Annotated in this window: 20 protein-coding genes; 16 read left to right on the top strand and 4 right to left on the bottom strand. The window is 71.6% G+C overall.

Annotated features, from left to right (window positions below):
* Positions 1-32 precede the first annotated feature (32 nt).
* The 9 genes from pyrG (at position 33) to ABJI51_RS38635 (ending at position 9,529) form a co-directional block, all read left to right on the top strand.
* Entirely contained in the window at positions 33-1,733 is a 1,701-nt protein-coding gene (gene pyrG / locus ABJI51_RS38675) for a CTP synthase (RefSeq protein WP_348956121.1), read from the top strand.
* Positions 1,730-2,359: an NUDIX domain-containing protein gene (locus ABJI51_RS38670; protein ID WP_348956120.1), complete on the top strand. Its 630-nt coding sequence runs from the start codon at positions 1,730-1,732 to the stop codon at positions 2,357-2,359. Before pyrG ends, ABJI51_RS38670 begins: the two co-directional genes overlap by 4 nt.
* A gap of 145 nt (positions 2,360-2,504) precedes the next feature.
* Entirely contained in the window at positions 2,505-3,407 is a 903-nt protein-coding gene (gene xerD / locus ABJI51_RS38665) for a site-specific tyrosine recombinase XerD (protein ID WP_348956139.1), read from the top strand.
* Between the two features lie 147 nt (positions 3,408-3,554).
* On the top strand, positions 3,555-4,526 hold the full coding sequence (locus tag ABJI51_RS38660; RefSeq protein ID WP_348956119.1) for a ParA family protein: 972 nt from the start codon (positions 3,555-3,557) through the stop codon (positions 4,524-4,526).
* Positions 4,523-4,948: a cobyrinic acid a,c-diamide synthase gene (locus tag ABJI51_RS38655; protein WP_348956118.1), complete on the top strand. Its 426-nt coding sequence runs from the start codon at positions 4,523-4,525 to the stop codon at positions 4,946-4,948. The genes ABJI51_RS38660 and ABJI51_RS38655 overlap by 4 nt, the downstream gene beginning before the upstream one ends.
* A complete protein-coding gene (locus ABJI51_RS38650; protein ID WP_348956117.1) occupies positions 4,948-5,850 on the top strand; it encodes a segregation and condensation protein A in 903 nt (300 codons plus the stop codon). The genes ABJI51_RS38655 and ABJI51_RS38650 overlap by 1 nt, the downstream gene beginning before the upstream one ends.
* Positions 5,847-6,863, top strand: coding sequence for an SMC-Scp complex subunit ScpB (gene scpB, locus ABJI51_RS38645; RefSeq protein ID WP_348956116.1), 1,017 nt, complete (start codon positions 5,847-5,849; stop codon positions 6,861-6,863). The genes ABJI51_RS38650 and scpB overlap by 4 nt, the downstream gene beginning before the upstream one ends.
* The gene (locus ABJI51_RS38640; RefSeq protein WP_348956115.1) at positions 6,850-7,602 is read left to right on the top strand and encodes a pseudouridine synthase; all 753 of its coding nucleotides are present in this window, start codon (positions 6,850-6,852) and stop codon (positions 7,600-7,602) included. The genes scpB and ABJI51_RS38640 overlap by 14 nt, the downstream gene beginning before the upstream one ends.
* 85 nt (positions 7,603-7,687) lie before the next feature.
* A complete protein-coding gene (locus ABJI51_RS38635; protein WP_348956114.1) occupies positions 7,688-9,529 on the top strand; it encodes a Xaa-Pro dipeptidyl-peptidase in 1,842 nt (613 codons plus the stop codon).
* Positions 9,530-9,713: 184 nt separating this feature from the next.
* On the opposite strand, the gene ABJI51_RS38630 is transcribed toward ABJI51_RS38635, so the two are convergent.
* Genes ABJI51_RS38630 through ABJI51_RS38615 form a run of 4 tightly spaced genes read right to left on the bottom strand, consistent with a single transcriptional unit; the run spans position 9,714 to position 12,155 of the window.
* Entirely contained in the window at positions 9,714-10,067 is a 354-nt protein-coding gene (locus ABJI51_RS38630) for a nuclear transport factor 2 family protein (RefSeq protein WP_348956113.1), read from the bottom strand.
* Complete coding sequence (locus ABJI51_RS38625; protein WP_348956112.1) at positions 10,067-11,260, bottom strand: cation:proton antiporter; 1,194 nt, start codon at positions 11,258-11,260, stop codon at positions 10,067-10,069. Before ABJI51_RS38625 ends, ABJI51_RS38630 begins: the two co-directional genes overlap by 1 nt.
* Before the next feature lie 7 nt (positions 11,261-11,267).
* Positions 11,268-11,750 (bottom strand): cation:proton antiporter regulatory subunit, encoded by a 483-nt coding sequence (locus ABJI51_RS38620; protein WP_348956111.1) that lies wholly within the window; start codon positions 11,748-11,750, stop codon positions 11,268-11,270.
* Between the two features lie 36 nt (positions 11,751-11,786).
* Positions 11,787-12,155: a DUF4267 domain-containing protein gene (locus ABJI51_RS38615; RefSeq protein ID WP_348956110.1), complete on the bottom strand. Its 369-nt coding sequence runs from the start codon at positions 12,153-12,155 to the stop codon at positions 11,787-11,789.
* A 92-nt stretch (positions 12,156-12,247) separates the two neighbouring features.
* On the opposite strand from ABJI51_RS38615, the gene ABJI51_RS38610 reads away from it, so the two are divergent.
* From ABJI51_RS38610 to ABJI51_RS38580, 7 genes are all read left to right on the top strand, one after another.
* A complete protein-coding gene (locus ABJI51_RS38610; RefSeq protein WP_348956109.1) occupies positions 12,248-12,814 on the top strand; it encodes a TetR/AcrR family transcriptional regulator in 567 nt (188 codons plus the stop codon).
* 90 nt (positions 12,815-12,904) lie between these two features.
* Positions 12,905-13,609, top strand: coding sequence for a (d)CMP kinase (cmk, locus tag ABJI51_RS38605; RefSeq protein ID WP_348956138.1), 705 nt, complete (start codon positions 12,905-12,907; stop codon positions 13,607-13,609).
* Complete coding sequence (locus ABJI51_RS38600; protein WP_348956108.1) at positions 13,606-14,265, top strand: lysophospholipid acyltransferase family protein; 660 nt, start codon at positions 13,606-13,608, stop codon at positions 14,263-14,265. Before cmk ends, ABJI51_RS38600 begins: the two co-directional genes overlap by 4 nt.
* 16 nt (positions 14,266-14,281) lie before the next feature.
* A complete protein-coding gene (der, locus tag ABJI51_RS38595; RefSeq protein ID WP_348956107.1) occupies positions 14,282-15,742 on the top strand; it encodes a ribosome biogenesis GTPase Der in 1,461 nt (486 codons plus the stop codon).
* 289 nt (positions 15,743-16,031) lie between these two features.
* The gene (locus ABJI51_RS38590) at positions 16,032-19,907 is read left to right on the top strand and encodes a Pls/PosA family non-ribosomal peptide synthetase (RefSeq protein ID WP_348956106.1); all 3,876 of its coding nucleotides are present in this window, start codon (positions 16,032-16,034) and stop codon (positions 19,905-19,907) included.
* Positions 19,908-19,987: 80 nt separating this feature from the next.
* Positions 19,988-21,310, top strand: a complete 1,323-nt coding sequence (locus ABJI51_RS38585) for a M1 family metallopeptidase (RefSeq protein WP_348956105.1) — start codon at positions 19,988-19,990, stop codon at positions 21,308-21,310.
* Positions 21,311-21,449: 139 nt separating this feature from the next.
* Positions 21,450-23,741 carry a glycosyl hydrolase family 95 catalytic domain-containing protein gene (locus ABJI51_RS38580; RefSeq protein ID WP_348956104.1) on the top strand — a complete coding sequence of 764 codons (2,292 nt, stop codon included), beginning with the start codon at positions 21,450-21,452 and terminating at the stop codon, positions 23,739-23,741.
* The last annotated feature ends 14 nt before the right edge of the window (positions 23,742-23,755 follow it).

Below are 23,755 nucleotides of genomic sequence, written 5' to 3'. Positions count from 1 at the left end.
GGATCCGCAGCCGTGGGATATGCTGGCGGCCCGTGGGACTTCAGTCACGGGCTACCAAGTACGTCTTTGTCACCGGAGGCGTCGCCTCCTCTCTGGGTAAGGGACTCACGGCTTCCAGCCTGGGTCAGCTCCTTACCGCGCGCGGGCTTCGCGTCACGATGCAGAAGCTCGACCCCTATCTCAACGTCGACCCCGGGACGATGAACCCGTTCCAGCACGGTGAGGTGTTCGTCACCGACGACGGTGCCGAGACCGACCTCGACATCGGGCACTACGAGCGCTTCCTCGACCGCGACCTCGACGGCAAGGCCAACGTCACCACCGGCCAGGTCTACTCCGAGGTGATCGCCAAGGAGCGCCGCGGCGAGTATCTCGGCGACACCGTGCAGGTCATCCCGCACATCACCGACGAGATCAAGGCACGGATCACCGCCGCCGCCGGGCCCGACGAGACCGGCCAGACGCCGGACGTCGTCATCACCGAGGTCGGCGGCACGGTCGGCGACATCGAGTCCCTGCCGTTCCTGGAGGCCTGCCGCCAGGTCCGCCACGACGTCGGCCGCGACCACTGCTTCTTCCTGCACGTCTCGCTGGTGCCGTACCTGGCGCCGTCGGGCGAGCTGAAGACCAAGCCGACCCAGCACTCGGTCGCCGCACTGCGCAACATCGGCATCCAGCCCGACGCGCTGGTCTGCCGGGCCGACCGGGAGATCCCCGAGGACCTCAAGCGCAAGATCGGCCTGATGTGCGACGTCGACACCGAGGCCGTCATCGCCTGCCCGGACGCGCGGTCCATCTACGACATCCCGAAGGTGCTGCACGGCGAGGCGCTCGACGCCTACGTCGTCCGCCGCCTCGGCCTGCCGTTCCGCGACGTCGACTGGACGGTGTGGGGCGACCTGCTCGACCGGGTGCACAACCCGAGCGAGACGGTGAAGATCGCGGTCGTCGGCAAGTACATCGACCTGCCGGACGCCTACCTCTCGGTGACCGAGGCCCTGCGTGCGGGCGGGTTCGCCCACCGCGCCAAGGTCGAGATCGTCTGGGTCGCCTCCGACGACGCGCAGACCGCGTCCGGCGCCGCGTCCGTGTTGTCCGATGTGGACGGTGTGCTGATCCCTGGCGGGTTCGGCATCCGCGGCATCGAGGGCAAGGTCGGCGCGATCGAGTACGCGCGCACCCGCGGGGTGCCGCTGCTCGGGCTGTGCCTCGGCTTGCAGTGCATGGTCATCGAGGCGGCGCGGCACCTGGCGGGCATCAAGGACGCCGGGTCGTCGGAGTTCGACGAGAACACCAAGCACCCGGTCATCTCGACCATGGCCGACCAGCGCGACGTCGTCGCGGGGGAGCGGGACATGGGCGGCACGATGCGCCTCGGCGCGTACCCGGCGAAGCTCAAGCCGGGTTCGCAGGTCGCGAAGGCCTACGGGACCACCGAGGTGTCCGAGCGGCACCGGCACCGCTACGAGGTCAACAACGCCTACCGCAAGCAGCTCTCGGACGCGGGCCTGGTGTTCTCCGGCACCTCGCCGGACGACCACCTGGTCGAGTTCGTCGAGCTGCCCGCCGACAAGCACCCGTTCTTCGTCGGCACCCAGGCGCACCCCGAGCTGAAGAGCCGCCCGACCCGGCCGCACCCGCTGTTCAGCGCGTTCGTCAAGGCCGTCGTGGACCGCAAGGTCGCCGAGCGGCTGCCGGTCGAGCTGCCCGAGGCGCCGGTGGCGGCCCGGTGACCGCGCCGGGCGAGCACGAGTTCACCGTCGCGTCCAGCCGGGACGTCCACATCGGACGCGTCGTCGGCCTGCGGATCGACGAGGTCGTCATGCCGGACGGCAACACCGCGACCCGCGAGGTGATCGAGCACCTCGGCGCGGTCGCGATCGCCGCGCTGGACGAGGACGACCAGGTCACGCTGATCCACCAGTACCGGCACCCGGTCGGGCACCGGCTGTGGGAGCTGCCCGCCGGCTTGATCGACCACCTCGGCGAGGACCCGCTGGGCACGGCCCGCCGGGAGCTGGTCGAGGAGGTCGGGCTGGCGGCCACGGAGTGGTCGACCCTGGTCGACGTCGCGGCCTCGCCCGGCTTCACCGACGAGGTGGTCCGGGTCTTCCTGGCCCGCGGGCTGTCCGAAGTGGACCGCGACGTGCTCGGCGAGGAGGAGGCGGACCTGGTCATCCGCAAGTTCCCGCTCGCCGAGGCGGTCCGGATGGCACTGGCGGGCGAGCTGGTCAACGGCGCCACGGTGTCCGGCGTGCTGGCCGCGCACGCGGTGGTCACCGGCGCGGCCTCCCCGCGTCCGGCGGACGCGCCATGGGAGGACCGCCCGACGGCGTTCGCCAAGCGCCGCGAGTCCTGAGCCCGCGTGAAGGCCACCCCGAGGAAGTTCAAGTTCCTCGAGGTGGCCTTCACGGACTTCGGGCCGGCGGGGAACGGGGTTTCTGCCGGGTCGCGAGCCCCGGGCGGCCTAAGGTAGCCGCGTGGCAGCGGGCAGCACGGCCGACGTGATCGCCGCGTATCTCGACCACCTGGTCGTCGAACGCGGGACCGCGCGCAACACCCTGGTCAGCTACGCCCGCGACCTGCGCCGGTACGCCGCGCACCTCGACGGCGCGGGCGTCGCGAAGATCGCCGACGTCACGCCGTCGCACGTCACGTCCTTCGGGGCCGCCCTGCGCGAAGGCGACGACGAGCACCAGCCGCTGGCCGCGTCGTCGGCCGCACGGGCGCTGGTCGCCGTGCGGGGCCTGCACAAGTTCGCCCACGCCGAGGGCCTCACCGAGCACAACCCGGCCCGCGAGGTCCGGCCGCCGACGCCGGCGAAACGGCTGCCCAAGGCGTTGCCGGTCGACGACGTGCTGCGGCTGCTGGAGACCCCGCCGCCGGACGGCGAGCGCGCGCTGCGCGACCGGGCGCTGCTGGAGCTGCTCTACTCCACCGGGGCGCGGATCTCCGAGGCGGTCGGCCTGGACGTCGACGACGTCGACGACACCGAACGCACCGTCCTGCTCGACGGCAAGGGCGGCAAGCAGCGGATCGTGCCGATCGGCCGTCCGGCGCTGGCCGCCCTGCACGCCTACACCGTCCGCGCGCGCCCGGCGCTCGCCGCGCACGGCCGCGGCACCGCGGCGCTGTTCCTCAACGCCCGCGGCAGCAGGCTGTCCCGGCAGAGCGCGTGGCAGGTGCTCAAGGACACCGCCGAGCGCGCGGGCATCAGCGCCGCGGTCTCGCCGCACACCCTCCGCCACTCCTTCGCCACGCACCTGCTCGAAGGCGGCGCCGACGTGCGCGTCGTGCAGGAACTGCTCGGCCACGCCTCGGTGACGACGACCCAGGTGTACACCCTGGTCACGGTCAACACCCTGCGCGAGGTGTACGCGACGGCGCACCCGCGGGCGCTGGGCTAGAAAGCACTAGAAACGGCGAAGGGCCTTCCCAACCTGGACCGACGGTCGAGTGACATTGCCCCGTCGAGTCCGGCGCGTTGCTTTGCCGGGGCTCCGACTCCGGACATAGGCTGCGGCGGGACGCGACGAACAAGGAGCCTTCTCGCCATGTCGACACCGAACCAGCCGGCCGCCCCGGCCGAGTCCGCCGGGTCGGCGGCGGCGAACCTCAGCGAGGTCACCATCGCGACACCGATCGACCACGACGGCGACGAACAGCCGGAACGCAACGGCAAGAAGGTGAAGCTCGAGGGCATCGGGCCCACCGGCAGGCCGATCCGCGAGCACCCCGAGCCGCCGCCGCTGGACAAGCACGGCCCGGCCAAGATCATGGCGATGTGCAACCAGAAGGGCGGCGTCGGCAAGACGACGTCGACCATCAACCTGGGTGCCGCGCTGGCCGAGTACGGGCGCCGGGTGCTGCTGGTCGACTTCGACCCGCAGGGTGCGCTCGCCGTCGGTCTCGGCATCCAGCCGCACGAACTGGACCAGACGGTCTACAACGCCATCATGGAGCGGTCGGTCAGCGCCACCGACGTGCTGATGAAAACCCGCGTCGAAGGCGTTGACCTGCTGCCGAGCAACATCGACCTGTCCGCCGCCGAGGTCCAGCTCGTCGCGGAGGTAGGGCGCGAACACACGTTGTTACGGGTCCTTCGTCCGCTCATGAACGACTACGACTATGTTCTTGTCGACTGCCAGCCCTCGCTCGGCCTGCTCACGGTGAACGCGCTGACCGCCGCGGACGGCGTGATCATCCCGCTGGAGTGCGAGTTCTTCAGTCTGCGAGGCGTCGCCCTCCTGATCGACACCATCGAGAAGGTGCAGGAACGCCTCAACCCCAAACTGGACATAGTCGGGATTCTCGCCACCATGTACGACCCGAGAACCCTGCATTCGAAGGAGGTCATGGCTCGCGTGGTGGAGGCATTCGGCGAGACCGTGTTCGACACGGTCATCAACCGCACCGTGCGGTTCCCCGAGACGACGGTCGCGGGTGAGCCGATCACGACCTGGGCGCCCAAGTCGGCAGGCGCGGCGGCGTACCGCCAGCTGGCCCGCGAGGTGATCGCTCGGTGAGCAGGCGCGCGTCCCTGCCGGGAGCGTCGGAACTCTTCCGCATCACCTCGAATCCCGCCCTCGATCTCCCCTCCCCGCCCCCGGCCGCGCCGGCACCCGCCGAGCCGTCCGGAAACGGCAAGGCCAAGCCCGCCGGCCGCAAGGAGCAGCTCGCCCGCAGCGGCGACGCGGCCCCGCACGGGTCCGGCCGGACCAAGCACGACGCGAAGATCACCGTCTACGTCTCCGGCGACGAGCTGCTGGCCATGGAACAGGCCCGGCTGACGCTGCGCGCGAAGCACGAGCTGGTCGTCGACCGCGGCCGCCTGGTCCGCGAGGCGGTCGCGGTGCTGCTGGCCGACTTCGACCAGCACGGCGAGGACTCGGTGCTGGTCCAGCGGCTGCGGGTGGTCGGCTCAGACGGCGGCGAAACCGAGGGCTGATGGACGAGCCGCCAGCGGCTCCGGAGGAACAGGTCCCCGAAGAGCACCAGACGGTGCACGGCGGGATGATCCCCGAAGGCGTCAACACCGAAGAGCTGAGCACGTCGAAGTTCAAGGTGCGGCTGGCCAACTTCGAGGGGCCGTTCGACCTGCTGCTGCAGCTGATCTCGCAGCACCAGCTCGACGTCACCGAGGTGGCGCTGCACCAGGTCACCGACGACTTCATCGCGTACACGCGGGCGCTGGGCAGCGACTGGAACCTCGACGAGACGACGGAGTTCCTGGTCATCGCGGCCACGCTGCTGGACCTGAAGGCGGCGCGGCTGCTGCCCGCGGCCGAGGTCGAGAGTGAAGACGACCTGGCGCTGCTGGAAGCGCGTGACCTGCTCTTCGCGCGGGTGCTGCAGTACCGGGCGTACAAGCAGGTGGCGGCGCTGTTCGGCGAGCTGGAGCAGAACGCGCTGCGGCGCTACCCGCGGTCGGTGGCGCTGGAGGAGCGGTTCGTCGGGCTGCTGCCCGAGGTGATGCTCGGGGTGACGCCGGAGAAGTTCGCCGAGATCGCGGTGGCGGTGTTCCGGCCGAAGCCGCCCCCGACGGTGTCGATCGCCCACATCCACATGGGCCGCGTGTCGGTCCGCGAGCACGCGGCGGTGCTGCGCGTACTGCTGGCCGAACGCGGCCAGGCAACGTTCGGCGAGCTGGTCGAGGACTGCGAGCACACGGTCGAGATCGTGGCCCGCTTCCTGGCACTGCTGGAGCTGTACCGCGAGGCGACGGTCCAGTTCGAGCAGAGCGAAGCGCTGGCGGAGCTGCACGTCCGCTGGACGGGCGGCTCGAAGGAAGAAGCCTCCGCGGCGGCCGAGCTGGACCGCGCCGCCGGGGACGAAGAGGAGTACGGGTGAGCCCCGAGAACGACGAGCCGGTATCCCCGCCCGAACCACCGGCGGGCCAGCCGGAAGAAGCCGCGGCGGAACTGGCACTGGACGAGGCACTGTCCGGCGAGCCGGTCACCGATTCCGGCGAGCCGGAGGAGCCTTTGGCCGTGGAGGCGGAGGCGCCACTTTCACGTGAAAGTGACGCGCCTGCCGAGCCCGAGGCGGCGGCTGGGGAAGGCCGTGCCGAGGATGCCGAAGCCGGGGACGGCGAAGCGACGGGCTCTGCCGATGCTGCCGGGGTGACCGAAGCCGCCGAGTCCACCGGCGCGGCCGAATCCGGGGAGCCTTTGGCCGTGGAGGCGGAGGCGCCACTTTCACGTGAAAGTGACGCGCCTGCCGAGCCCGAGACCTCAGGTGACGGCGGCGAGGAGCCCGGTCCCGACGATCCCGAGTCCGACCTCGTGGCCACCGGGGACGTCAGCCTGCTGCCCGACGTCACCTCCGACGAGGCACTCGAAGCCGCGCTCGAGGCGCTTCTGCTCGTCGTCGACTCGCCGGCCAGTGAGGAACTGCTCGCCGAGACCCTCGAACAGCCCAAGTCGCGGATCGTCGTCGCGCTGCGGACCATGGCGCAGAAGTTCACCGAGCGTGCCTCCGGGATCGACCTGCGGCGCGTCGGGGAAGGGTGGCGGTTCTACACTAGGGACGTCTATGCCCCGTTCGTGGAGAAGCTCCTGCTGGACGGCCAGCGGTCGAAGCTGACCAGGGCCGCGCTGGAGAGCCTCGCCGTGATCGCGTACCGGCAGCCGGTGACCCGGGCTCGGGTTGCCGCGGTGCGCGGCGTGAACGTGGACGGCGTGATCCGGACGCTGCTCGCGCGCGGCCTCATCGAAGAGATGGGGACCGATCCCGAGACGACCGGCACGCTGTACGTGACGACCGAGCTGTTCCTGGAGCGACTGGGGCTGTCGTCACTGAACGACCTGCCGCCGATCGCTCCGTTGCTACCCGAAGTGGACACCATCGATGACATCCAGTGAACACCCCGACGGCGTCCGGCTGCAGAAGGTGCTGTCGCAGGCCGGGGTCGCCTCCCGGCGCGCGGCGGAGGACCTGATCGTCGCCGGCCGGGTCGAGGTGAACGGCGAGGTCGTCACCGAGCTGGGCCGCCGCGTCGACCCCGACCAGGCGATCATCCACGTCGACGGCACCCGCGTGAACCTGCGCGACGACCTGATCTACCTCGCCCTGAACAAGCCCAAGGGCGTGCACTCGACGATGTCCGACGACCGCGGCCGCCCCTGCGTCGGCGACTACCTGCGCGGCCGCTACGAGGAGACGCCCGGCGTCGTGCACGTCGGACGGCTCGACGAGAACACCGAGGGCCTGCTGCTGCTCACCAACGACGGCGACCTCGGCCACCGGCTGATGCACCCCTCCTACCGGGTGCTCAAGACCTACCTCGCCGAGGTCGACGGCCTGGTCCCGCGCGGGCTCGGCAAGGAGCTGCGGAAGGGCTGGGAGCTGCCGGACGGCATCGTCAAGGTCGACCAGTTCCGCGTCAAGGACATGCACTCCGGCAAGTCGCTGGTGGAGCTGGTGATCCACGAGGGCCGCAAGCACATCGTGCGCCGCCTGCTCAAGGACACCGGCCACCCGGTGCTCAAGCTGGTCCGCACGGCGGTCGGCGACGTCCAGCTCGGCAACCAGCGGTCCGGCTCGATCCGGCGGCTGACCAAGGGCGAGGTCGGCTCGCTCTACCGGGCCGTCGAACTCTGACGCACGGTCACCACAGGCCGATCCCCGCCGCACGCCCGACTTTCTGCCGTGGTGGGGAAATTTCCGCGGTCCTAGCGTGAGTGCCATGCGACTCGGTGTGATGTGCGGGGTCCTTGCGGTGCTCTTCTCCGGTGCGGTGGCTCCGGCGGCCGCGGCTCCGGCGGCGAGTGAACCGGTCTACGACTACGCGAAGGCGATCCGCGAAACCGTCTGGGTCGACATCGGGCGCGACGGTGACGGCGACGGGCGCTCCGACCGCGTCGCCGCGGACATCGTGCGGCCGTCCGAAGCGACGTCGCGGGTTCCGGTGATCATGGACGCCAGCCCGTACTACTCGTGCTGCGGGCGTGGCAACGAGAGCGAGCTGAAGTCCTACGACAGCGCCGGTAAGCCGGTGAAGTTCCCGCTGTTCTACGACAACTACTTCGTGCCGCGTGGCTACGCCGTCGTGCTGGTCGACCTGGCTGGGACGAACCGCTCGGCCGGCTGCGCCGACGTCGGCGGTGCCTCGGACGTCGGTTCCGCGCGCAAGGTCGTCGACTGGCTGAACGGCCGCGCCACCGGCTACAGCGCCAAGACCGGCGGCAGCGCGGTGACGGCGAGCTGGAGCACCGGGAACGTCGGGATGATCGGGAAGTCCTACGACGGCACGATCGCCAACGGCGTCGCGGCGACCGGTGTCGCGGGGCTGAAGACGATCGTGCCGATCTCGGCGATCAGCTCCTGGTACGACTACTACCGTTCCGACGGCGCCACCTTCGGCTTCAACCCCGACGGGCTCGCCCGCACGGTCGAGTCCCGCAACGGCGGCCAGAACTGCTCGGCGCAGAACCAGGTTCTCGCTTCCGGCGCCACCGCGAACGGCGACTACGGGCCCCTCTGGGCGGACCGCGACTACGTCGCCCGCGCGGGCAACGTGCGGGCCAGCGTGCTGCTGTCCCACGGCGTCAACGACCTCAACGTCAAGACCATCCACTTCGGACAGTGGTGGAGCGCGCTGAACGTCGAGAAGAAGATCTGGCTGTCGCAGACCGGGCACGTGGACCCGTTCGACTACCGGCGGGCGGCGTGGGTGGACCTGCTGCACCGGTGGTTCGACCACTACCTGCTGGGGCTGGACAACGGCGTCCAGAACGGCCCGGCGGCCAGCATCGAGCGGCAGCCGGACCAGTGGGCCGACCAGAGCGCGTACCCGGCGGCGAACGCGGTCGCGACGACGCTGCACCCGCAGGCGGCGGGGACGCTCGGCACCGCGACGTCGTCCGGGACGGCGTCGTTCACCGACAACCCGAGCCTGGGCGAGGACACCTGGGTGACCAACCCGGGCACCGCCGCGCTGACGTATTCGACCGGAACGCTCGCTGCGGACCTGCAGGTTTCGGGAACCTCGACGGTGACCGTGACGGCGACGCCGAGCACGTCGTCGGCACGGGTGTCGGCGCTCCTGGTCGACCTCGGCCCGGCGACGATCCGCAACTTCGCCGGCGGCGGCGAGGGAATCACGACGGGAACCGCGGAGAACTGCTGGGGCGCGTCGGCGCCGGGGGACGACGCCTGCTACCGGATCACTTCGGCGGACCAGAAGAAGGTCAGCTACACGATCCTCAGCCGCGGCTGGGCGGACCTGGCGAACTACGCGTCGCTGACCCAGGAACGGGCGCTGACCCCGGGAACGGCGTACACGATGACGTTCCGGCTGGCATCGACGGACCACGTGGTGCCGCGCGGACACGCGCTGGCGCTGATCATCGGCGGCACGGACGCGAGCTTCATCCGCGGCCCGGCCCAGCCGGGCCGGATCACGCTGGACCTGGCCCGGACGTCGGCCTCGGTGCCGCTGGCAGGCATCCCACCGGCGGCGACGACCCACCCGGCCCCGCCCGGGGCAGCGCACGTGCCGTCGGAGGCGCGGGCGGATCTGCGGTAGCCGGCGGCCAGTGCGCCCCAATGTGGCCTTGGGTGCGCTCAACGCACCAAAGGCGGCCTTCGGTGCGTCCAACGCACCGAAGGCCGCCTTGGGGCGCTTGGTTCGGGTGGAGCGGTGGGCCGGGGCCTGGCTTGGCTCGGGTGGACTTGTGTTGACCCGCGGTTGGCCGGCGCCGGGGCTGGAGCTAATCCGCGGCCGGGGTGCCCTGGTGGTGGAACATCTGCCAGTGCCCGTCCTCGGTGCGGCGCCACAGTGACGTTCGGTGGGCACGGCGTCCCGCGCGCTCGGACGTGTACTTCACCATCACCACTCCGTCGGCGATGCGCATTCCGCGCATGTCCTGCACCTCCGCCTGCTCCGCTTCGGGCGTCGACGCCGCGATCCGCAGCGCCTCCTCGTAACCGAACTCGCGGCCGGATGTGCCGAACTCGTGGAAGTCCGGCGCGATGAGCCGTGCGAAGCGGGCCGCATCGCGGCGGCAGTCGTTGCGGAGTGATTCACGTTCCGCCGCGATTGCCGCCGCCACCTGGTCGTCCATCAGCTCGCCTCTGCCGGTGCCGTCTTCGCCGCTGCCTTGCGCTGCAGGGCTCGGGCGATCGGCTCCACCACGCGGGCCGCCGTCGGGCCGAGGATCGCCATCAGGAGCACGTACGCCGTGGCCAGGGCCGCCAGCTCGCCGGTGACCGCGCCCGCCGAGACCGCCAGGCCCGCGATCACGATCGAGAACTCGCCGCGGGCCACCAGGGCCGCTCCGGCGCGGGCGCGGCCCATCTTGCCGATGCCCTGACGCCTCGCCGCCCACCAGCCGGTGGCGACCTTCGTCAGCGTCGTCACCACCGCCAGGACCACCGCCCAGCCGAGCACCGGCGGGATCGACGCCGGGTTCGTGTTGAGCCCGAACACCACGAAGAACACCGCGGCGAACAGGTCGCGCAGTGGCTCCAGCAGCCGCGTTGCGTTCTCCGCTGTCGAGCCGGAGATCGCGATGCCGAGCAGGAACGCGCCGACCGCGGCCGACACCTGCATCGCCGACGCGAACCCGGCCACCAGCAGGGCCGCGCCGAGGACCTTGAGCAGGAACACCTCGCGGTCCGGGCTGTCGACCGCCGCCGAGACGTAGCGGCCGAACTTCAGCGCGACCACCAGCACCACGGTGATCACCAGCAGCGAGATGCCGACCGCCTCCAGGCCGCCGAGCAGGGAGACCCCGCCCAGCACCGCCGTGAGGATCGGCAGGTACAGCGCCATCGCCAGGTCCTCGAACACGAGGATCGACAGCACCACCGGCGTCTCGCGGTTGCCGAGCCTGCCGAGGTCGCCGAGGACCTTGGCGACGATCCCGGACGACGAGATGTACGTGACGCCCGCCATCACCATCGCGCCGACCGGGCCCCAGCCCAGCAGCAGCGCGACGGCCGCGCCGGGCGCCGCGTTGAGGACGATGTCGAGCAGGCCCGCCGTCCACGAACGGCGCATCCCGGTGAACAGCTCGGCCGCGGAGTACTCCAGGCCGAGCAGCAACAGCAGGAGCACGACGCCGATTTCGCCTGCCAGGTGGGTGAACCCGCCGATGTCGGTCAGCGGGATCAACCCGCCCGAGCCGAAGCAGAGGCCGCCGAGCAGGTAGAGGGGGATGGGGGAGAGGCCGATCTTCCCGGCCAGGCGCCCGAGGGCGCCCAGCCCGAAGAAGACCGCCCCCAGTTCGATCAGGGACAGCGCGGTGTGGTCCATGGGCGGCTCAGCCGTACTTGAGGATCTTGGCGGCGGCTTCCAGGCCTTCGCCCGTGCCGACCGCGACCAGCAGGTCGCCTCCGGTGAACGTGAAGTCCGGCGTCGGCGAGGGGTGCACCTGCCCCGCCCGCGCCACCGCCACCACCGAAACGCCGGTGCGGGTGCGCATCCCGGTGTCGCCGAGCGTCCGGCCGTCGAACGGGCCGGACGGCTTGATCGGCAGCTGCCGCGTGCTGATCCCCGGCAGGTCGCGGTGCTCCTCGGTGAGCTGCGCGACCAGCTGCGGCGCGCCGAGCAGGTTGGCCAGTGCGCCCGCCTCGTCCGCGGTCAGCGGGATCGAGGCGAGGCAGGCATCGGGATCGTCCGATTTGGACACGATCAGCTCGATGTGGCCGTCCCGCTGGGTGACGACGCCGATGCGGCGGCCGGTACGGGTGGCGAAGTCCTTGCGGACCCCGATGCCGGGCAGGGGAGTGACTTCGACGTTCACCCGACCACCGTAACCCAGGTGTCCGATTCGCGGGTTTCAGCCGAGCAGCAGGAGCAGCGCCGCGACGAGCATGACGACGGCGGTCGAGCCGTGGACGCCGAAGGCGACGGCCTTCTTCCCGCGGTGGCGCAGGATGATCAGCATGTCGAAGACGGGCCAGAGCGCCGCGGCGAGCATGGCCCAGCCCAGCGCGTGCGCGTCGCCGTAGACCAGCAGGGCCAGCGGGACCAGGCCGGCGCCGATGTCGCGGCCGCCCTTGACGTTGAAGAAGGTGTCGGCGTTCTCCGGAATCTCGTTGAAGCCGAAGCCCACGGCGATCTTCCGCGGCGCGAAGAGGTAGTTGAGGCCGATGTAGATGATCCCGAGCGCGACGATCGCGGTGAGGACGTAGCCGGTGACGATCATGGTGTTTCCCTCCAGTTTTCTAGCATCGCTAGGATTGCTAGCAACGCTAACCTAGCGACGCTAGTTTGTCTAGCAGTGCTAGCATGTGACTCATGACGCAGCGACAACGCCGGGCACGCGACCGGACCGAGCGGGGACGGCGGATCGTCGCCGCGGCCAGGGAACTCGCCGAGGCGGAGGGCTGGGACGCGGTCACCACCCGGCGGCTCGCCGCGCTGATCGAGTACAGCCAGCCGGTCCTCTACAGCCATTTCCCGGGCGGCAAGGACGCGATCATGACGGCGGCCGCGCTGGAGGGCTTCGCGGAGCTGGCGGTGGCGCTCGCCGCCGCACGGGACGCGGGCATCGAGGGCGTCGCGCGGGCGTACGTCGACTTCGCCGAGGCCAAGCCCGCGCTCTACGACGCGATGTTCACGCTGGCGTCCGAGCTGCGGTTCGCCCAGGACGACACCCCCGAGGTGATGAAGGCGAACTTCACGGAGCTGCTGGCGGTGATCGAGCCGGTGGCGGGCAAGCAGGACCCGGGCGTCCTCACCGAGGTGTTCTGGAGCACCCTGCACGGCCTCGTGACGCTGGATCGCGGCCGTCGGCTGTCGCCGGAGAACCGGGCCGGGCGCCTCGCCTTGGTGGTCGCCCGCTTCGGGGCGCGGGCCGACTGATCTCGCCCGCACCCCGACCGGCAGAATGGACACCGGCCAGGACGAGACGAGAACGCGAGGAGAGTGCCGGTGACGGGAGCCCTACGTGGTGTGGTCGCGCTGGACGGCCCGTCGGGGACCGGGAAGACCACCGTCGCCCGCAAGCTCGCCGACCGGCTCGGGGCGGGCTACCTCGACACCGGTGCCATGTACCGGATGGTCACCCTCGCCGTGCTGCGCGCCGGGGTCGACCCGGCCGACGCCCAGGCCGTCGCGGCCGTCGCCGACCAGGCCGAGTTCAGCATCGGCACCAGCCCGGACCAGCCCGAGATCCGGCTGGCCGGCGAGGACGTCGCCGCCGACATCCGCGGGCCCGAGGTCACCAAGGCCGTCTCGCCCGTCTCGGCCGTGCCGCACGTGCGCGAGCTGCTGGTCGCGCGGCAGCGGCGGATCATCGACGACGTCGTGGCGCACCGCGGCGGGATCGTGGTCGAAGGCCGGGACATCGGCACGGTCGTCGCGCCGGACTCGCCGCTCAAGGTGTACCTGACCGCCTCCGCCGACGTCCGCGCGTCGCGGCGCAGCACCCAGGACACCGCCGCCGGGCGGAAGTCCTCGGTGGCCGACGCGCTCGCGTCCGTCGAACGCCGCGACCACCTGGACTCGACCCGCGCCGCTTCGCCGCTGCGCGCCGCCGACGACGCCGTGCACGTCGACACCTCCGAGCTGTCGATCGACCAGGTGATCGTCGCGCTGAGCGAGCTGGCCAGCCACCGCGGCCTGCTGGCGGGCTGCGGCGCCGAGGTCGCTCGATGAGCGGTGACGGACTCCCCGAGGGATCCGTCGGCGCACTCCACGACGCCGGGCGGGTCTTCGCCCGGTACTATCTGCGGTCGGCCTTCCGCGTCCGCGTGCACGGCCGCGAGCGCATGCCCGCCACCGGGCCGGTGCTGGTGATCGCCAACCACAGTTCGATGATCGAGCCGCAGCTGATCTTCGGAATGCTGCCGCGCCGCTCGGCGTTCCTGGTCAAGGCCGAGATGTTCGGCGGGATCGTCGGGAAGTTCCTGCTGGCGATCGGGCAGATCCCGCTCAAGCGCGGCGAGATCGACCGCAAGCCGCTGATGACCGCGGTCGGCGTGCTGAAGGACGGCGGGGTCGTCGGGATCTTTCCCGAAGGCACCCGCGGTGCCGGCGACGTCGGCGCGGCCGAACGCGGCGCGGCCTGGCTGGTCCGGGCCTCCGGCGCGACCGTGCTCCCGGTCGCGACGCGGGGCACGCTCAAGCCTGCCGGCGGCAGGCGGCGCTGGCGCCCGCGTGTGGACATCCTCGTCGGGGAGCCGTTCACGCCGGAGGTCGGACCCGGGAAGACCGGGCTCGACCAGGGCACCGAACAGCTGCGCGGCGAGCTCGCGGCGCTGGTGAAGACTTTGGACGACTGGCGTGCCGAACACGGATTCGGCGCGGTATAAGGGAAAATAGGTTCCGATGGAAGAGTACGAAGGCGTCGGCGAAGTCGACGGCACCTGGTCCGACGAGACCGAGTTCGCCGCGCTCGACGCGCAGATCGAGGCGGCGGAAGCGGCCGAGGAGGCCGCGCTGTCGCAGCCGGTCCTCGCCGTCGTCGGCCGCCCGAACGTGGGCAAGTCGACGCTGGTCAACCGCATCCTGGGCCGTCGCGAAGCCGTGGTGCAGGACGTGCCGGGCGTGACCCGCGACCGCGTCGCCTACGACGCCTACTGGGGCGGGCGCAAGTTCACCCTGGTCGACACGGGCGGCTGGGAGCCGGACGCGACGGGCCTGCAGGCCGCCGTCGCCGCGCAGGCCGAGCTGGCCATGCAGACGGCCGACGCGGTGCTGCTGGTGATCGACGCGACGGTCGGCGCGACCGCCACCGACGAAGCCGTCTCCAAGGTGCTGCGCCGCTCGAAGAAGCCGGTGCTGCTGGCGGCGAACAAGGTCGACGACGACCGGCTGCTCGCCGACACCGCGTCGCTGTGGTCGCTGGGCCTCGGCGAGCCGTACCCGGTCAGCGCGCTGCACGGCCGCAGCTCCGGCGACCTGCTCGACGCCATCCTCAAGGCCCTGCCCGAGTCGCCGCGCGAAGGCGGCCCGGTGACGTCCGGGCCGCGGCGCGTCGCGCTGGTCGGCAAGCCGAACGTCGGCAAGTCGAGCCTGCTCAACAAGCTGTCGGGCGAGCAGCGCTCGGTCGTCGACTCGGTGGCGGGCACGACCGTCGACCCGGTCGACTCGCTGGTCGAGCTGGACGGCGAGACCTGGCGGTTCGTCGACACCGCGGGCCTGCGCAAGCGCGTCAACTTCGCCTCGGGCATGGAGTACTACGCCTCGCTGCGTACCAAGACCGCGATCGACGCGGCCGAGGTCGCGATCGTGATGCTGGACGCGGCCGAGCCGCTGTCCGAACAGGACCTGCGGGTGCTGACCATGGTCGTCGAGGCCGGGCGCGCGTGCGTGCTGGCGTTCAACAAGTGGGACCTGGTCGACGAGGACCGCCGGCACGCGATGGTCCGCGAGCTGGACCGCGGCCTGGTCCGCGTGCCGTGGGCGGAGAAGGTCAACATCTCGGCGCTGACCGGCCGTTCGGTGCGCAAGCTCGCCCCGGCGCTGCGGACGGCGCTGAAGTCGTGGGACCAGCGGGTGCCGACCGGCCAGCTCAACGCGTGGCTGTCCGACCTCATCGCGGCGACCCCGCCGCCGGTCCGCTCCGGCAAGCAGCCGAAGGTGCTGTTCGCGACCCAGGCGGGCATCCGCCCGCCGACGCTGGTGCTGTTCACCACGGGCTTCCTCGAGGCGGGCTACCGCCGGTTCATCGAACGCAAGTTCCGCGAGCAGTTCGGCTTCACCGGCAGCCCCGTCCGGGTGAATGTCCGGGTCCGCGAAAAGAAGGCGAAGCCGAAGGCCGGCGGAAAAGCCGCCCGGACCCGGTGACGTTCCGGGCATCACACGTGATTCCACGGGCATCATGCGTGATTGGCGGGGCATCACCCTCGATGCCCCGCCAATCACGGGTGATGCCTCTCTGATCACGCGTGATGCCCCGATCTTCGTGAGGTCGGACACGCGAGCGTGACCCTGTGGATATCTTTTGGTGATCCGCGGGTATGGTGGAAGGTCGTTGCGGGCGCCTCATTCCGGAGTGCAAGCCCGATGAGGCTCCCGAAAGGTGAGTGGTGGGCTTGCGCGCCCATGGTTTTGTCCTGCCCGGGGTGAGCGGCCGATGACCGTCACCATCGAACCCCGCGGTTCCGCCCCCGAGGTCACGCAGGCCGATCGGGCCCTGTTCTGGTCCGGCCTCGGTGCCGGTGAGCGCACGCTGCTCGACATCCTCGCCGCCACCGCCGAGCGGCACCCGAACGCCGCCGCGATCGACGACGGCACCACCACCCTGACCTACCGGCGGCTGCTCGAGGAGATCGACGGCTACGGGCGGCGCCTGCGCAGCTACGGCGTCGGGCTCGGCGACCGCGTCGGCATCCGGATCTCCTCCGGCACCGCCGAGCTGTACGTCGCCATTCTCGCGACCCTGTCCGTCGGCGCCGCCTACGTGCCGGTCGACGCCGACGACCCGGACGAGCGTGCCGAGCTGGTCTTCGAAGAAGCCCAGGTCGCGGCCGTCGCGACCGACGGGAAGATCCAGGTCCACTCGACGCCCGGCGGCCGCGAAGGCCGTCCCGGCCCGGCCGACGACGCCTGGATCATCTTCACCTCCGGCTCCACCGGCAAGCCCAAGGGCGTCGCGGTCACCCACGCGAGCGCCGCCGCCTTCGTCGACGCCGAGGCCGGGCTGTTCCTGGCCGACGAGCCGATCGGTCCCGGCGACCGCGTCCTGGCCGGGCTGAGCGTCGCCTTCGACGCCTCCTGCGAGGAGATGTGGCTGGCCTGGCGGCACGGCGCCTGCCTGGTTCCGGCACCCCGCGCGCTGGTCCGCACCGGCGTCGACCTCGGCCCGTGGCTGGTCGCGCAGCGCATCACCGTCGTCTCGACCGTGCCGACGCTGGCCGCGCTGTGGCCCGCCGACGCCCTCGAAGACGTCCGCCTGCTCATCTTCGGCGGCGAGGCCTGCCCGCCGGAGCTGGCCGAGCGCGTCGCCGTCGAAGGCCGCGAAGTCTGGAACACCTACGGCCCGACCGAGGCCACCGTCGTCGCCTGCGCCGCGCAGCTCACCGGCGAAGGCCCGGTCCGGATCGGCCTGCCGCTGGCCGGGTGGCAGCTCGCCGTCGTCAACGACGAGGGCCAGCCGGTTGCCATGGGCGAGACCGGCGAGCTGGTCATCGGCGGCGTCGGCCTGGCCCGCTACCTCGACGCGGCCAAGGACGCCGAGAAGTTCGCGCCGCTGCCGTCGCTGGGCTGGCAGCGCGCCTACCGCTCCGGCGACATGGTCCGCGCCGAGCCGGAGGGCCTGCTCTTCCTCGGCCGTCTCGACGAGCAGGTCAAGCTCGGCGGCCGCCGCATCGAGCTGGGCGAGGTCGACGCCGCGCTGCAGGCCCTGCCCGGTGTGCAGGGCGCGGCCGCCGCGATCCGCCGCACCAAGGCGGGCAACCAGGTCCTCGTCGGGTACGTCGTCCCGGGCAGCGAGGACTTCGACCACGACCAGGCCGCGACGCGCCTGCGTGAACACCTCCCGGCCGCGCTGGTGCCGCTGCTCGCCGTCGTCGACGACCTGCCGACGCGCACGTCCGGCAAGGTCGACCGCACCGCCCTCCCGTGGCCGCTGTCCACAGTGGAGGCTTCCGGGCTGACCCCGACCGAGGCGTGGCTCGCCGAAGGCTGGGCCGAAATCCTCGGCGTGTCGGTCGACAGCCCGAAGGCGGACTTCTTCACCCACGGCGGCGGCAGCCTGACCGCCGCGCAGGTGGTCGCCCGCATCCGCACCCGGCACCCGCAGGTGTCGGTCGCCGACATCTACGCCTGCCCGAAACTCGGCGCGCTGGCCGCGATGCTGGACGCGCTGAGCGGCCAGGCCACCGAACGCCGGGACATCACGCCCACCAAGCGCCGCGCCGGCGTGATCCAGACGCTGCTGATGGTCCCGCTGATGGGTCTCGTCGGCCTGCGCTGGGCAACGCTGGCCGCCGCGCTGTCGAACATCCTGTCGCTGCTCGGGTTCGCCTGGGCGCCGACGCTGAACTGGGCCTGGATCGTCGTGGGCTGGGCCGTGCTCTTCAGCCCGGCGGGCCGGATCGCCGTCGCCGCCGGTGGCGCGCGCGTCCTGCTGTCCGGCGTCCGGCCGGGCACGTACCCGCGCGGCGGCAGTGTCCACTTGCGACTGTGGACGGCCGAGAAGCTCGCCGAGTTCTCCGGCGCGGACAGCGTTGCCGGTGCGTCGTGGATGACGACGTACGCCAAGGCGCTCGGCGCGCGGATCGGCAAGGACGTCGACCTGCACTCGCCGCCGCCGGTCACCGGCTTCCTCAAGCTGGGCCGCGGTGCCGCGATCGAACCCGAGGTCGACCTGTCCGGCCACTGGGTCGACGGCGACGTCGTGCACATCGGCAAGGTCCGCGTCGGTGCCGAAGCCCGTGTCGGCGCGCGCAGCACGCTGTTCCCGGGCGTCCGCATCGGCAAGGGCGCGGAGATCGCGGCCGGGTCGACCGTCCGCGGCGCCGTCCCGGCCGGGCAGCGCTGGGCCGGTTCGCCCGCCACCCGCGTCGGCAAGGAGGAGCGCGACGCGCTGAAGTGGCCGTCGAGCCGCCCGCCGCGGTCGCACTTCTGGGCCGTCGTCTACGGCGCTTCTTCGCTGGTCCTGGGCTTCCTGCCGGGCCTGGCCGCGCTGCCGGGCGTCGCGGTGCTGGGCTACGCGGTCGCCGGGGCCCCGACGCTCCTGGCCGCCTTCACGCAGGCGCTGCTCTTCGTGCCCGTCGCGACCCTCGCGTACTTCGGCACGTACATGCTGCTCGTGCTGGCCGGCGTCCGCTCGCTCAGCATCGGCATGGTCGAGGGCTACCACCCCGTGCACGGCCGCGTGGCGTGGCAGGTCTGGGCCACCGAGCGCCTGATGAGCATGGCCCGCGAAGGCCTGTTCCCGTTGTACGCCAGCCTGTTCACGCCGGTGTGGCTGCGGCTGCTCGGCGCGAAGGTGGGCCGCAACGTCGAGGCGTCGACCGTGCTGGCCCTGCCGAAGATGACCAAAGTGGACAGTGGCGCGTTCCTGGCCGACGACACCATGGTCGCCACCTACGAGCTGGGCCACGGCTGGCTGCACGTCGCCCCGGCCCGGATCGGCAAGCAGGCGTTCCTCGGCAACTCGGGGATGACCGCGCCCGGCCGCTCGGTGCCGAAGCGCGGGCTGGTCGGCGTCCTGTCGTCGACGCCGCTGAAGGCGAAGAAGGGCTCGTCGTACCTCGGGATGCCGCCGCTGCCGGTCCGCCGCGCGGTCGGCGAGGCCGACACGAGCCGCACCTACACCCCGGCGCTGCACCTCAAGGCGGCGCGGGCGCTGGTCGAGCTGTGCCGGATCGTCCCGGTCATGTGCGGGGTCGCGCTGACCGTGTCGGTCGCCTTCGGCCTGCTGTGGGCGGCCTCGGCGTTCGGCTTCGGCGTCGCCGTGCTGCTGGCCGGGCCCGCCCTGCTGGCCGCCGGGATCGTCGCCGCGCTGACCGCGACGGTGATGAAGTGGCTGCTGGTCGGCAAGTTCCGCGAGGTCGACCACCCGCTGTGGAGCTCCTTCGTCTGGCGCAACGAGCTGGCCGACACCTTCGTCGAGGCGCTGGCGGTGCCGTGGCTGATCGGCTCGGTCGGCGGCACCCCGCTGCTGACCGCCTGGCTGCGCACGATGGGCGTCAGGATCGGCCGCGGCGTCTGGCTGGAGACGTACTGGCTGCCCGAGTCCGACCTCGTCGAACTCGGCGACGGCGCGACGATCAACCGCGGCTGCGTCGTCCAGACGCACCTGTTCCACGACCGGATCATGAGCATGTCGCGGGTGACCCTCGGCGAGGGCGCGACGCTCGGCCCGCACGGGATCGTGCTGCCGGGCGCGGGCATCGGCGCCCGCACCACGGTCGGCCCGGGCTCGCTGGTGACCCGCGGGGACGAGGTGCCCGCCGACACCCGCTGGCTCGGCAACCCGATCTCCGCCTGGCCGGGCAAGTAACGAAAGCCGGACCGGGCGCGCCGGACTCACCCGTTCGTGCGAGCCTGGTTCCAGCACGCACGACGAAAGGGTCGCCACGGGTGATTGCGAAGGCCCCCGCCCCCGGCGCGGACACCTCCGGCGACCCCTACCTGCCCGCGCACGGCAACGGCGGCTACCGGGTCCGGCACTACGACCTGAACCTCGACTACAAGGTCGCGCCCAACCGGCTTTCGGCGTCGGCGGCGATCACGGCCGAGGCGACGCAGGCGCTGTCGCGGGCCAGCTTCGACTTCGGCGAGTTCCGGATCAACCGCGTGCTGGTCGACGGCAAGCCCGCCAAGTACCTCAAGCGCGGGGCGAAGCTGCACGTCAAGCCGGCGAAGTCGATTCCCGCGGGCGCGGAGTTCACGGTCGAGGTGCACTACGTCGGCAACCCGAGCCCGGTGGGCAGCCGCTGGGGTGACGTCGGCTGGGACGAGCTGACCGACGGCGCGCTCGTGGCGAGCCAGCCGGTCGGCGCGCCGTCGTGGTTCCCGTGCAACGACCACCCCTCGGACAAGGCGTCCTACCGGGTGAGCGTGACGACGGCGTCGCCGTACCTGGTCGCGGTCACCGGGAACCTGGCCGAGCGGTCGGTCGGGGGCAGCACGACGAAGTGGGTGTTCGACCGGCCGGAGCCGACGGCGACGTACCTGATGAGCGTCCAGATCGGCCGCTACGACGAGGTCGTGCTGACCGGCTCGCCGGTGCCGCAGCGCGCGGCCGTCCCGCCGAGGCTGCGCCGGGCGTTCGACCGCGACTTCGGGCGGCAGCCGCGGATGATGGAGTTCCTGCAGCGGCTGTTCGGGCCGTACCCGTTCGGCGAGTACGTCATCGTGGTCACCGACGACGACCTCGACGACCCGATCGAGGCACAGGGCATGGCGATCTTCGGCGCCAACCACGTCGACGGCCGCCGCACCCACGAGCGGCTCGTGGTGCACGAGCTGGCCCACCAGTGGTTCGGCAACAGCCTGACCGTGGCCGACTGGCGCCACATCTGGCTGAACGAGGGCTTCGCGACCTATGCGGAGTGGCTGTGGTCCGAGGAGTCCGGCGGCCCGGCGGCGGCGACGCTGGCCCGCGACTGGCACACCCGGATCAAGGCCAAGCCGGCCGACGTCCGCATCGCCGACCCGGGCGTGGCCCGGATGTTCGACGAGCGCGTGTACAAGCGCGGCGGGCTGACGCTGCACGCGCTGCGCGCGGAGATGGGTGACCCGGCGTTCTTCGCGCTGCTGACGGCGTGGGCGGGGGAGCACCGGCACGGGCTGGTGACGACGGCGCAGTTCGTGGCCGCGGCCGAGGCACACGCCGGTCGCTCGCTGGGTGCGTTCTTCACCCGCTGGCTCGACACGCCGGCGCTGCCGCCGCTTCCCTGACGTGCCCTTCCGCATTCATCCGATGTCTCTGCCGCTTTCCGGGTGATGGCCTCTGGCGTTTCGGGGACTCCTCTGCAAGTATGGCCGGACGCCGCCGCAGGATCTGCCCGAAACGTAGTATGAATTCGGAGGACGCTTCATGGAAGCAGTGTCCCGGCGGACGGTGCTCCGCGCTGCCTCGGTCGTCGCGGGGGCGGCCGCGTTCGGCGGTCTGTGGTCGCGGGCCGCGCCGCCCGCGCTGGCCGCGGCGAATCCGCACCGCGATGTCGCCGCCGATGCGCGGATGGTCTGGCGGCTGCTGCCGAAGAACTGGCAGGAAGGCCCGTTCCTCGCCAACGGCTACCTTGGCACCCAGGTCTACGCCGGGAAGACCCCGAACACCCTCAAGTTCATGCTGAGCCACACGCAGGTCCAGGACCAGCGGATCCAGTGGGAGGCAGGCATCGGCCTGTCCCGGCTGCCGATCGGGTACCTCACGCTCACCTTCGCCGGCGCGATCACCGCCGTCGACTGGACGCTCGACCTGTACAACGCCGAGCTGGGCGGCACCATCACCACCACACAGGGCTCGGTCGCCTTCTCCGCGGTCGTGCACAACGACCTCGGCGTGCTGCTCGTCTCGATGACCCCGAGCGCGGGTGAAGCCGGGGCGGCCTGGGCGTTCCAGCCGCTGGAGTCCGCGACCACCCGGACCGTCCGCAAGCCGCCGGAGTACGTCGCGAACCCCGCGCCCGAGAGCGCCGACGGGTACTGCGCGCAGCCGATGCTCGCCGGTGGCGGGTACACCACGGCCTGGCGGGAACGCGCGATCGGCTCCCGGCGCCTGCTCGCCGCCACCGTCGCCTACAGCTTCCCGGGCACCACGCACACCGCCGACGCCCTCGCCGCCGTCCGCCACGCGCTGGCCGTGCACCCGGACGCGCTGCTGGCCCGGCACCGCCGCTGGTGGAACGACTACCACCGGCGCAGCTTCGTTTCGGTGCCGGACAAGCAGATCCAGCGGTTCTACTGGATCCAGCTGTACAAGATCGCCTCGGCCACCCGGGCCGAGGGGCCGGTGGTGTCCGAATGGGGACCGTGGTTCCCCGAGGTCGGCAACAGCTGGACCGCCGTCTGGTGGAACCTCAACGTCCAGGTCACCTACCCGATCGTCAACAGCACCAACCACCCCGAACTCGACGCCGTCACCGAAACGTTCCGGCGCGACCACGCCAACCTCGAAGTGTCCGTGCCACCGGCCTACCGCGACGGCGACACCTACGCGCTTTCGCATCCCGGTGACTGGCGGCTGCGGCCCGGCGGCACGCGCTCGGTCGGTGTCCCCGGGACGACGTCCAAAACGGACCAGACCGGGAACCTGCTGTGGGGCCTGCACAACGTGTGGCTGGCCTACCGTCACCACATGGACCGGCGCGTGCTGCGCGACGTCCTGTACCCGACGCTGGCCAAGGCACTGAACTTCTACCGCCACTTCCTCTTCACCGGCCCGGACGGGCTGCTGCACCTGCCGCTGACCCGGTCGCCGGAATACGCCGACGCCCCCGACTGCACCTACGACCTGTCCCTGATCCGCTGGGCGGCCCGCACGCTCGTCGACTCGGCGCGGATCCTGTGCCTCGACGAACCGCGCGTCCCGATCTGGCAGGAGATCGGTGCGAAACTGGTGCCGTACCACGAAGATCCCGCCGACGGCGTGCTGATCGGCGACGGCGTGCCGCTGGCCGCGTCGCACCGGCACTTCTCCCACCTGCTGTGGCTGTACCCGTTGCGGGAGAAGAACTGGGACCGCGTAAGCGACCGGGACGTCATGACCCGCACGTTCAACCACTGGGTCGCCGACCAGAAGGCCTGGCACGGCTACAGCTACGCGGCCGCGTCGTCGATGTGCTCGGTGATGGACGCGCCCGAGGAGGCGGTGCGCTACCTGAAGTTCTTCCTCGACCGCAACGTCGTCGACAACACCGAGCTGACCGCCAACACCATGTACCGCGAGGGCTCGAACTTCGCGATCGAAAGCCCGATCACCGCCGCACAGTCCGTTGTGGACATGCTGATGCAGGGATCCGGTGGCGTGCTCAAGGTTTTCCCGTCGGTGTCGGCGACCTGGCGTGACGCCTCGATCCAGGGCCTGCGCGCGGAAGGCGCGTTCCTCGTGGACGCCTCCCGCCGCGGCGGCACCACCGAATTCGTCCGTGTGCACAGCGAAGCGGGGGAGCCGCTGGTGCTGCAGCACGGCATCGCCGGGGACGTCGACGTCCGCGACGAGCACGGCAGGCGGCTGCCGGTCCGGCCGGCCGGGCCCGGTCGGCTCGCGATCGGGCTGCGCCGCGGCGGCACCGCCGTCGTCACCCCGCGGGGCGGGCGGCCGGACTTCGGCCCGCGCGACGTCCCCGCACTCGGTTCCGCCCCGGCGTGGGGGCTGCCGGGCTGACATCCGTTTCCGAC

Origin of the sequence: Amycolatopsis melonis (genome assembly GCF_040064235.1) — a bacterium.
Lineage (GTDB): Bacteria > Actinomycetota > Actinomycetes > Mycobacteriales > Pseudonocardiaceae > Amycolatopsis > Amycolatopsis melonis.
Note: the sequence above shows the minus strand (reverse complement) of the source record. Positions and strands in the feature narration are given on the sequence as shown.